Origin of the sequence: Romboutsia sp., assembly GCF_035470145.1 — a bacterium.
Lineage (GTDB): Bacteria > Bacillota > Clostridia > Peptostreptococcales > Peptostreptococcaceae > Romboutsia_D.
The window spans coordinates 1-1,739 of record NZ_DATIRC010000347.1 but is presented as its reverse complement, the minus strand read 5'-3'; the positions used below and the strand labels follow the sequence as shown (position 1 = coordinate 1,739).

Sequence of the window (1,739 nt, the reverse complement as noted above, 5' to 3'; positions counted from 1 at the left end):
AGTATATGGATAAACTATACCTACTAATTTACCGAAAGGTAGTAATCCCCCAATGAAAGCAGAAACAGTTAAAGCTATAGCTAAAATCTTAAATTCACGAGTACCATCCTTTGTAAAACGATTACATACTGACCAAAGCATTGGTACAGCAGTTGTATATATTCCTGCGAATAGAATTATTGAGAAGCAAACTCCTATTATCGGTAAGACTTGATCTGCTAAATATAGTGATGGTATTTGTTTGCTGTATATTTCTTTAATATTTGCTAATAATCCTAAATTCATAATCATTAAAGCAATAATAAATGCTATACCCCCTAAAGCGCCTCCTAGGATTGCATCCTTTTTGCTCTTAGCAGATGCTCCCATCCCTGTTAAAAAAGGTGTAATCCCGACTACAGAATAAGCTGCATAAAGAAAACCTGATAACCACCAATAGTTTGCTGCACGCGGTACATTTATTGTTTTCATTATTTCAGTAGATTGCTTTAACCCATCTGGGTTTTTTATAATACTAAATATACCAATTAAAATAGAGACAATAATAATTATCGGTCCAATAGTACCAATTATTTTAACTAATTTATCTAATCCCATTAATACTGTAACTAACGCTAAAATAGCCATAAGCATACGGCCTACATAAGGGTTTAATCCATAATATTCAGTTAATGTAGCACCTGCTCCTGAAATCATTATTACAAATACTGCAAATAAAAATAGTGGTGCAAACCATTCAAAAAAAGTCCCAAAAGTATTACCACAGTAATATTTGAAAACGCTATTTGCAGATGTAAGTTGTAACCTATGCCCAGTTTCCATGATAACACCACCAAACCAGGCAAATAGCACTAAGGTAATAGCTGCTCCACCTATACTCCAATATCCAAAAGAAGTAAAGAACTGCATTATTTCTTGCCCAGTTGCAAAGCCTGAACCAATACAAAATGCTACATAGGCACCTCCAAAACTGATTACATCTTTCCAATTTACAGTTTGATTATTACTCATTTAAATCCCCCTTTAACAATATTTTTTATCGTAATAATTTTGTGAAGATTTTATACATAAGATTATGTTTATGTGTTTTGTATTAAATCATATGCTTTTTGAAATTTAGATTTAGATACACCCTACGTATAATTGTGTTTCTTTCATCATTTCTTCTGACATATTTGTATGTAAATCTAATGTAACTGTTATAGGCATTTCATATTCTACTATTTCTCTCATACTACGTAATAAGTCTGCTTTTAAATCCCCTATTTTTTCAACTGTACCTGACCCATGAAGGGCAAAGCATATACCAGAGATTTCATCTTTTACTTCTATTAATTTGTATATTATTTGTTTTTTTAATGATTCATAACATTCTTTTTCCATAATAAATCCTGCATTCCAAGTTGTAAATGTAGGTATAAGTTCTACATCATTTTTTTTCACCTATCTATTACCTGGAGCAAATGTACTTGCTTCATGACAAAACTCTCCAATAAGTATTTTAATTATAATTCTCCTTAATCTTTATTATATTTATTCATCTTCTTATCCTCCTCTTCTAACAATTTATTAATTATAAAATGTGAATATAAGTTTTATTTAGCTTCTTTATAATTAGATTACTATTAATATTAGCAAAAAGCATGCCAAAATTGAATTCCCCTTAAGATTGTGTATTTCATGAGGTTTCTGAAAATTATCTTTAAAATATAAAAGGAGTTAAAGTGTAAACCAGTTTA

Annotated in this window: 2 protein-coding genes; both read right to left on the bottom strand. The window is 30.2% G+C overall.

The features are described 5' to 3' along the window. Window positions 1-1,011 (bottom strand): hypothetical protein (locus tag VLM92_RS13965; RefSeq protein ID WP_325276939.1); only part of this gene is annotated, 1,011 nt, incomplete at its 3' end. A gap of 111 nt (window positions 1,012-1,122) precedes the next feature. Continuing rightward, entirely contained in the window at window positions 1,123-1,443 is a 321-nt protein-coding gene (locus tag VLM92_RS13960) for a M81 family metallopeptidase (RefSeq protein ID WP_325276938.1), read from the bottom strand. Window positions 1,444-1,739: the final 296 nt, after the last annotated feature.